A 9,016-nucleotide genomic window follows, 5' to 3' on the forward strand; every position below is an offset into this window, starting at 1 on the left:
GCCGGCAAGACCCGCTCCTTCTCCTGGAACCGGGTCCGGCGCGCATTGGGGCTGGCCGATTTCCTGTTCGCGGCCGAGGCTGACGAGCGCTCCGAAGGCGGGCTCACGGCCCTGCGCAGCGCACTCGACGCGATCTTCGCGCTCGCTGTCTTCGACGAGGACGGGCTGAAGCGGGCGGTGCAGGAGCCGGCGCGCTTCATGCGCGCCTGGCGCCGGCGCCATCTGCCGCTGCTCGCCTTCGCCGACCTGATCCGCCAGCGCGAGGCCTTCCTCAACGCCAGCGGCCGGCGCGAGCGCCAGCGCGAGTTCGATCCCGACGATCTCGTCTCGCTCTGGAGCTTCGCCCTGCTGCATGGCGAGACCTGGAGCTTCGCGCGCTTCGCCGAGCGCTTCAGCGCGCTGATGCGCGAAGAGCGTTCCAGCGTTGGCCGGCGCGATTTCATGGCGCCGGCCTCGATGGATGCGCTGATGGCGCGCCAGCCTTCCGAGAACCCGGAGGAAGCCCTGATCGCCTGGCTCGACCACCAGGCGGTGCTCGGCGAGCTCGAGCCCGAGGATGTCGACGAGGAGGCCGACGACGAGCCGGAGGAGGATGAGGACGAGGATGGCGTCGTGCGCGAGCGGGTCTACGCCGCGCTGATGCGCCTGCCCGCCGATCCGAAATTCCTCAACAAGGAGGAGCGCGAATCCGTCGGTCGGGCGCTCGCCTTGCTGCCGATCGCGCATGAGCAGCCCTTGACCCTGGCGCGCTCGCGGGCGGTCGCCCCCTGGGAGAACCGGCTGGTCGAGGCCAGCCGGCGCGTCGCCGGCTCCAATCGCGGCCAGGTCGACCAAAGCCCCGAGCCGTTCGACTATCCCGGCATTGCCCAGGCGCTGGCAGTCCTCGGCAAGCGCTTCGAGGAATTGCTGCTGATCGGCGTCGCCCTCGAGGCGCTGGAGGGGCCTGCCAATGCGGCGGTTCTGGCCGAGGGGCAGAAGGTGCTGCGGCGCTGGCGCCATGATCGTGCCAGCTTCCGGGTCGATGATGCGAAACTCGCTCTGATCTTTGCAAGGCATGGGGGAGCACTGAGAACCGTGGCAGGAGCCCTGCAACGGATCATCAGGCAACAAAGGCGCTTCGGCGAAACGGCGGACCTGGCAGCCCAGGCCGCCCTCGACGAGGCGCGCTTCACCGAAGTCTTTTCGCAGCGCTATCAGGGGCGGTTGAAACGGCCATGACAGATTTCGCTACCCAGGGCCCGATCGAAGACGACCCGCGCATCGGGCGCGCTGCGGCGCGGCTGGTTCTGGCCGCCCTCGCCAGCACCGAGCCGGAAGAGACGGTCGCGGCGAGCATCAGCCGCGCCGATCTCTGGGCCCATGCCCGTCGGGTCAAGGGCGATCCGGTCAACTTCGCCGCCGAGCGCGCCATCCGCACCGATCCCGAGGCGGCAAGGCTCTATCGCCGGCTGCTTTCCTTCCAGGCGGTGGCGCGCAGCGAACTCGCCGCGGCCGCCTATGACAGCAGCGCGACGCATCGGCGCATCGGCTCCTTCGAGCTCGACGTGATCGAGGAGGACGACGCCCCGCCGGCCCTGGTCATCCAGTGCCTGTCGGACAGCGTGCCGGCACCGACCATGATCGAGGTCGTCTCGATCGAGGGCGTGGTCCGGCTGCCGCTGCCGGCGCCGGTCGACAAGCACATCGTCATCGACCTGCCGCGCCAGGACGCCGAGCGCGATCTGCTGCGATTGATGCTCGCCAACCCGCTCGCGGGCGTTTATCTGCTGTAACGTCAAGCAGAGGCCGCCCGTGGCGGCCAGGACCGGCTTGGCTTCCGGAACGGCAGTGTCTGGCGAGAGAGGGAAATGGCTTCAGGAGATCAGAACGTCAGGCGTTCCGGCGTCTTCGTCGTCGTGCCCACCACCGACCAGCCCATCATCCTGAAGAAGCTCGCCTGGTCGGCAAGGGTGCCGGTCTCGCGCGTCGTGCTCGCGACCGAGAGCTCCGAGGTCTGCGAACCTTGGAGCACGCAGTACAGCAACCTGCTGCGCCCCGGCGAGCCGCTGCGCCAGATCCTCGGCCTGCCCGATGGCGGCAGCTATCGCCTCGCCGCCTCGGGCTCGATCGACCAGGGCAAAAGCTGGATGGTCCCGGTGATGGCGGCCCATTGCGGCCTCGCCCATGGCGAGGCGATCACCCACAAGGCGTCCGAGGCGCGGCTCCTGGTCTGGGGCACGGGTGCGATCGACGTCTCCGTCGCCGACACCGCCGCCGAGGCGCGGGTGACGGCGCAGGAATACCACCTCACCACCAAGATCGACCGCTCGCGCCATCTCTTCGCCGAGGCCGCGCATGCCGCCACGCCGGTTCTGGCGCTGGTGCCGCATGGCGAGGAGGCGGAGCGTGCCGCCGGCATCCTCGCCAAGATCCTCAGCGGGCAGCCGCACCATATCGCCATCGTTTCCTCGCTCGCCGACATCGCCGCGCCGGTCGAGCTGTTCCTGCGCTCCGGCTCGTTCGAGCCGCAGGCCGTGGCGCCGGAGCCGGCCCAGCCCAGCGCTCCGGTCTCCGCCTCGATGGCGCTGAAGCCGTTCGAAGCGCCCAGGCCCGAGCCGCAACAGCCTGCCGAGCCGCAGCACCCTGCCGCCACCCTGCCGGCGGACCAGACGATCGTGACGCCGCGGTCGGGCGAGACGCCCGAGCCCGCGCTCGCCGATGTCCTCAGGACGCCGCGCACCCGCCGCTCGGTGCTCGGCGACAACCCGCCGGGCCCCGCCTCCTCGTCCTCGCTGCGGCTGCCGCTAATCGCCGGCGCTGCCGCGGTGCTGATCGGCGGCGCCGCGGTGGCCGCCTGGTTCGCGACGCGGGGCCCGGGAACGGAAGATCCTTATCAACCCGGCCCGGCGCTGACGCAGCCCGGAACCGCCTCGACCACGACGCAGCCGACGCTCACCGTGTCGCCGGGCCAGCGGACGCAAGCCGTCGGCGGCTCCGCCGGCACCGGTGGCCCGGCCCTGGCCCGGCTCCTGACCCTGTCGCCGCCGGCGGGCAGCAGCTGCGAGGCGCAGATCTATGAATTGCGGCCGCGCTATAGCGAGGCCGCGGTCGACGTGCCGGAGGCGGCCAGCGTCGCGATCGAGGGGCAGGAAATCTGCGGGCTGGCGCTCGATTTGCCGGGCACGACCAAGGCCCGGTTCCAGGCCGGTACCGGTCCCGCCGTCGTCGCCTCGAAATCGAGTGCGACCCGCCTCGTCTTCAATCCGACCGCGACCAGGGCCGGCATCGCCAGCTTCCCGGTGATCCAGATCGAGGAGCCGAAGGCGCTGGCGATCGAGATCAAGCGCCGCTGAGACCGGCTTAGCTCATGCTCGGGCTTGCCCCGAGCACCTCAGGCCGGAGGAGGTTCCGAGCCGCATCTTCGCGAGATTCTCGGGCCTGCGCTGCGCGTCGCCCGAGAATGACGGCCGCTTCAGTGAGCGGGCCTCACAGCCCCGCTCGCGTCAAACCGCGCCATAGGCCCCAGGGCGGCGGGTCGCTGGTCGGCGAGAGCTGGCGGATCGCGGCCAGCCGCCCGGCGATCAGTGCGATCGCGATCGAGGGCAGCGCCATCAGCATGTGATGCGAGGTCGCGGCCGCGATGAAGGTCATCGGCTGGCCCATCACCGGCAGCAGGCCGAGCGCATTGCCCCAGGAAATGCTCCAGTGCAGCGCGAAGATGGTGACGATGCCGACCAGCACGATCGCCATGCCCTTGTTGGCGCCTTCCTGGGCCGAGCCCATGGCGCGCTCGCGCATCAGCCCGACGGCCAGTGCGAGCAGGCCGAAGGCCGTGACGATCTGCGCCGCCAGCAAGGCGAGCCCCGCCGGCAGGCCGAAGCGCACCATCAGGAAGGTGGCGATGAAGTCGTTCTGTACCACCGGAACGCGTACCAGGTCGCTGACGGTGAAGCGGCTCGCCGTCTCGTCCTCGATCTCGCCCTTGCGCTCGGCGATCGGCGTCGCCCGCGCGCCCGGCAGCATGGCGCAGAGCGAGACGGGCGAGGGCGACAGCTCGTCGAGCGCCCGGCGCAGCTCCGGCGGCGTGCGGTCGAGGCCGAGATCGAGCCGCGCCAGCGTGCACGGCATCTCGGCCAGCGCCACCTTCGACTGCAGCAGCTGGAAGCCGAGATCGCGGTGGATGACGTCGGGGTTGCGGGCCTCGCCGGCTTGGGCGCTGCGCAGCTTGGCATGGTCGAGATCGTACCAGGTCAGGAGCCGTTCGGCCGGCACGCGGAACAGGCCGCCGCGCGCCTTCTCGAGCACGTCGATCGCGGCGATCCGCTCCTTGGGCAGGCTCCATTGCCCGGAAATGGCGTAAGTGACGAGGCCGGGGAAGGCATAGATCAGCGCCGCATTGATGCCGAGCAGGATCACCAGAACCAGCGCCAGAACGCCGCCGCGCGGCCAGCCGAGCTTGCGGACCTTGCGCTGCGGCGCGTCGGCCCGGCGCAGGAAGACGCGCATGATCTCGAACAGGCGCTTCAGGGTGCTCGGCAGCAGGAAGGCGAAGGCCAGCACCACGGTGGTGACGATGATGATCAGGGCCGGCGAATAGTCGCTCTTCAGGAAGGGAATCGCGGTCAGGAACAGGATGAAGACCAGCACCGTCGCCAGGCTGACGCCGAGCCAGGAGATGTAGTGGCGCTGGTTGTAGAAGAAGTCGATCCGCGAGAAGCCGAGGAAGATATGCGCCAGCACCAGCACGAGCGCGATCTTGCCGAGCTCGACGGGCTGGAAGCCGGCGACGCCGGTCTCGGTGCCGAGCACGCCCCAGGCGATGAAGGCGATCAGGATCAGCAAGGCCGGAATGGCGCGCAGCAGCTGGTCCTTGAAGCCGACGCCCATGAAGAAGGAGCGCGGCAGCGCCGCGATGGCGCGCTGCGGCTGCAGGGCGACGACGACGGCGACGACCGGGATCAGGTCGAAGAACAGGAGCTTGTTCTTCTCGGCATGGATGGTGAAGTCGGTCTTCTCGGCGTCGATGCCGAGCGCCAGCAGCGTCAGGCTGCCGAGGCAGCACAGGCCGACCAGCCCGAGCCAGGCGAGCCGCATCGGCGTGGTGAAGCGCGGCCCGACCATCAGCAGCAGGCAGGCGATGGCATAGGCCAGGATGGTGGCGTGCAGCGCCCCTTCAAAGGAGATCGCGGTGCCGCCGAGCCGGGACAGCTCCGGCGCCAGCACCAGCATGGTGGTCGAGGCGATGAAGGCGGTGGCGCCGAGCGCGCCGACGAGCCTGACCAGGATGGCGCTGCGCCGGAAGGCGCTGGCCTGATGCATCGCCGAAAGCACGCCGAAGACGGCGAGGCCCAGCGTCAGCAGCAGGCGGACCACCCGCTCGACGCCGTTGAGGGAGCCGAGCGGATTGCCGATCTCCTCGCCCGACATCGGCTGGCGCGGCGGCGTCACCACCGGCCTGACGCTGTCGGTGGTCGAGGCCTGGCGCAGTTGCTCGGCATCGGCCGGGTCGAAGCGGTGGGTCTTGCTGAGCGGCGTCAGCCGCAGCGGCAGGCGCCCGCCGGCTTCCTGGCCGATATCGACGGCATAGCGCGTGCGGCCGATGATCATGTGGCTGAGCCGTGCCGGCCCGTCCGGGTCGAGTTCCCAGGCGATGTCTCCGAAATCGGTGACGCGCTGGTTGCCGCGCGCGAAGACGACCGGGGGACGCGGCGCGTCGACGGCGTCGCCCGGCGCCAGGAAGAAGCCGCCGCCGCGCGCCACGATGGTCAGCGCCTTGAAGGGCAGGGCGCTGGCGGCGACATGCGCCTCCTCCTTGACCGAGCAGGTCAGGCGGCCGCCGATCTGGACGATGCGGTCCTCGCCGCGCTCGTCGGTGGCGATCAGGCCGGTGACGATCTGGCGGATGCGGTCGGCCGGGCTGCGCGGCTGGCAGACCGGCAGAGGATTGCCGTCGAGCCGCAGCGTCGAGACCGGGCCGGTGCTCTCGACCGTCAGCTTGCGCCCGGGGCCGGGCTTGCCGGCCTCGGTCAGGGTCAGCTGCAGGCTGCCCGGTTTGGCCTCGTCGACGGTGATCGCGAGCGCGCCGGCGGCGATGCGGTCGCCGGGCTGGAAGCGCCAGCGCGACGAGAAGCTGCCCGAGCCGTTGGCGTAGTCGAGCCAGAGCCGGCGGCTATTGGCGACGTTGCGGATATTGACCCGCCCGTCGGGCAGACGGGTGAAGGCGACATGGCGCGTCTCGGCCGCGTCGAAGCGCTGCGGCTGCAGCAGTTCGCGCCGGCCGATGGCGACGGTCTCGCCACGCGCCAGGGCCAGGTCGAGCCGCTCGAGGCTGACCACCGGCCGCGCCGTCGCGATCAGATAGCTGGTGTTGTGCCACCAGAAGGCGAGCACGGCGAGGCAGGCGGCGAGCAGGACAAGCCCGGTCAGCGCCCCACCCGTCGAGCCGACGCGGATCCGCGGCAGGCGGAAGGGGCGGAAGGTGAGCCAGCGGCTGAGGAGCTGGCGCAGCGCGGTCGTCTCGCTCATGCCAGGTCTCGCCGGGTTAGTGTCCTAGGCGACTGCCTAAACCATCGTCTTGCGCTTGCGGCGGGGCGCAAGCCCTCCCCCCTTGTGGGGGAGGGTTGGGAGGGGGGTATCGCACCCGCAGACCTCTCCGCGCTAAGCGCGACGCATGTCGAGGGTGGCATGCCCCCCTCTCTAACTCTCCCCCACAAGGGGGGAGAGGACAGGTCGCGGTTCCCGGCCCGGCTCACTTCTTGTCTCCGAGCGCGGCGAGCTTGCCGAGGACGCCGGCCATCAGCCGGCCGCAGGCGCGTCCGCCGGTCTCCCGCGTATGCGAGACCAGACAGGTGAAGGCGACGCGCTTATGGCCTGCGACATCGTTCATCCAGCCGGCGAACCAGGCCGAGTTCATGCCGTCGGTGGTGTCGGCGGTGCCGGTCTTGCCGAAGATGCGGCGCCGGATCTCCGGCGGCAGGCTCGCCATGACGCCGGCCGCGGTGCCGCCCGGCGCGTTGACCACGCCGAACAGGCCGCGCTGGGCGGCGTCGAGGAAGGGCTCGGCCGCGCGCGGGTCCATGCCGGGGATGATCGGCTGGCCTTCGTTCGGCTGCGGCGTCTCGGCGACGTCGCCGACCGGCTTCAGCACGCGCGGGCGGATCACCTTGCGCGCCCCGAGCGAGCCGTAGATCGAGGCCATGGCGATCGGCGTCGCCCGCACGCCCTGGCCGTAGGAGTTGGTAGCAAGGTCGATGCGCCGGGCGTTACGCTTGTCCTCGACAGCGAGGTCGAGGGCCTCGCCGGTCAGGCGCTGGGCGCCCGGCACGATGCCGCGCGTCAGGTCGACGCCGGGTTGCGCGAGCTGGCCCGGCTGGGTGATCGGGTAGAGATGCTCGGTCATCTGCGCCAGGATCGTGCCGGTGCGGCCCGGAACGGTGGACGGCCGGCCGCCGACCTTCCGGCCGTCCATGGTCAGCGCCAGGCCGGCGAACCACAGGTTCGACGACTTGATCAGCGCCTCGCAGAAGCCGATCTGCGCGCCGCGGCCGCCATCGGGGCAGCCCGTCTGCGATGCCGCCAGGATGCCGACATTGAAGCCGGCGCCGCCATAATTGGCGATCTGGACGCCGTCGACGTTGAGACCGCCGCCGCCCATGCCGAATATCTGCGCCTGCTGGCCCGGTGGCGTCCGGCCCATGATGATGTCGGCGAGCCGCGGCTGCTCTTTCAGGGCGAGGATGCCGGCAAGCCCGGTGACGAGCTTGAAGGTCGAGCCCGGCATGGTGTGGACGTCGCCGGCGCGCCAGCCATGGCCGGCGAGCGGTGAGTCGCTGTCGCGGCCGGTCGAGAGCGCCTGGATGTCCCAGCTGTGCATGCCGGGCACGAAATCCGGCCAGCTCGCCATGCCGAGCACCGAGCCGGGCTCGTCGCCGGCATCCATCAGCAGCACGACGGCGCGGCCGTCGCCCTGGTCCGGCGGCTCCTGCTCGGGCGGCAGGTTGACCGGCAGCGGGCCGGGCTTGCGCGGGCGCTTGCCGCGGGCGATGCGCTCGCCCATCTGGGTGTAGACCGCTTCCTGCACCAGCTTCTGCAGGCGTGGCTCGATGGTCAGCACGAGGTTCTCGCGGGTCCGGGCGCGGCCGAGCGCGGCCGAGAGCGAGCCGACATCGCCGGCGCCGTAGCCGATCATCGCGGTCAGGCCGAGCTCGTCGACGATCGGCAGCGGCACGCCATTGGCGTCGAGCGCCGGGGTGCCGTCGGCGAAGGAAAGCGCCCGGCCGGCGCCGCTGCGCCGCTGCGTGACGGCGCCGCGCCAGCCGAGCTCGCACACCAGCCTGGCCTTGGCCCGCTCGCAATCGGCCTCGATATGCGAGGAGCGCCAGAGCTTGACCTTGCCGTCCTCGGCCTGCACGCCCGAGCCGCCGAGGATCTCGCGGGCCCGCGGCGGCACGGCGCGCACCGGCGAACCTTCGACCGTGATCTCGGTCTCACGCCGGCGCTGGCCGGAAATCGCAAAACGCCAGCCATGCGGCAGGCCCTGCGCCGCTTCTTCGGCGCAGGTCGCGAAGTCGTCGCTGTCGGAGCAGATGCGCTCGGCGGCGATGCTCAGCCCGGCGATGCGCACGGTCTGCTGGTCGCGCTTCGGGTCGAGATTGACCCGCTCATTGCCGACGACGATGCGTGTCGGCTCCAGAATCATGTCGACGGTGATGCGCCGCCCGCCGGCCGGCAGGCGGGTCGACAAAGCGAGCCTGTCGTCGCGCTCGCGTAAGGGTCCGAACAGCGCCCAGTCGGAGAGCTGGTTGGCGCGGCGGGTGGCGAAATCGGAGAAATCGCGCGGCGGCGGTACGGCGCCCGGCATGGTGTTGAGCGGCGCGGCGAGATCGGTGGTCTGGGCGACGCGGGCGGTCCAGCTCGATGGCCGGCAGCCGGCCGGCACCACCGGCAGCTCCAGCGGCGTGCCGTCGGCGCAGCGCCGGTCGGGCGCGCGGTCGTCGCGGGCCGCCGCGATCAGGAAGGAGTTGTTCCAGGCCAGCAT

The 9,016-nt window shown here is 71.1% G+C and carries 5 protein-coding genes; 3 read left to right on the forward strand and 2 right to left on the reverse strand.

All coding sequences use genetic code 11. The annotated features are described in order from the left end of the window. The 3 genes from V6M56_RS11730 to V6M56_RS11740 form a co-directional block, all read left to right on the forward strand. Positions 1 to 1,218 (forward strand): hypothetical protein (locus V6M56_RS11730; protein WP_332683893.1); only part of this gene is annotated, 1,218 nt, incomplete at its 5' end. Continuing rightward, positions 1,215 to 1,772 (forward strand): hypothetical protein, encoded by a 558-nt coding sequence (locus tag V6M56_RS11735; protein WP_332683895.1) that lies wholly within the window; start codon positions 1,215 to 1,217, stop codon positions 1,770 to 1,772. The genes V6M56_RS11730 and V6M56_RS11735, both read left to right, overlap by 4 nt. A 75-nt stretch (positions 1,773 to 1,847) precedes the next feature. Next, positions 1,848 to 3,332: a hypothetical protein gene (locus V6M56_RS11740; RefSeq protein ID WP_332683897.1), complete on the forward strand. Its 1,485-nt coding sequence runs from the start codon at positions 1,848 to 1,850 to the stop codon at positions 3,330 to 3,332. A 133-nt stretch (positions 3,333 to 3,465) separates the two neighbouring features. On the opposite strand, the gene V6M56_RS11745 is transcribed toward V6M56_RS11740, so the two are convergent. After that, positions 3,466 to 6,504 (reverse strand): hypothetical protein, encoded by a 3,039-nt coding sequence (locus V6M56_RS11745; RefSeq protein ID WP_332683898.1) that lies wholly within the window; start codon positions 6,502 to 6,504, stop codon positions 3,466 to 3,468. Between the two features lie 223 nt (positions 6,505 to 6,727). Then, on the reverse strand, positions 6,728 to 9,016 hold a 2,289-nt coding region (locus V6M56_RS11750; RefSeq protein ID WP_332683899.1), incomplete at its 5' end, for a penicillin-binding transpeptidase domain-containing protein.

The sequence above is a fragment of the Allobosea sp. genome (assembly GCF_036675845.1).
In the GTDB taxonomy this organism is placed as follows: Bacteria; Pseudomonadota; Alphaproteobacteria; order Rhizobiales; family Beijerinckiaceae; genus Allobosea.

Bases quoted from the DNA above. Each gene is read 5' to 3' on its own strand.
- V6M56_RS11745 (WP_332683898.1), bottom strand. From the start codon at position 6,504: ATGAGCGAGACGACCGCGCTGCGCCAGCTCCTCAGCCGCTGGCTCACC.
- V6M56_RS11735 (WP_332683895.1), top strand. From the start codon at position 1,215: ATGACAGATTTCGCTACCCAGGGCCCGATCGAAGACGACCCGCGCATC.
- V6M56_RS11740 (WP_332683897.1), top strand. From the start codon at position 1,848: ATGGCTTCAGGAGATCAGAACGTCAGGCGTTCCGGCGTCTTCGTCGTC.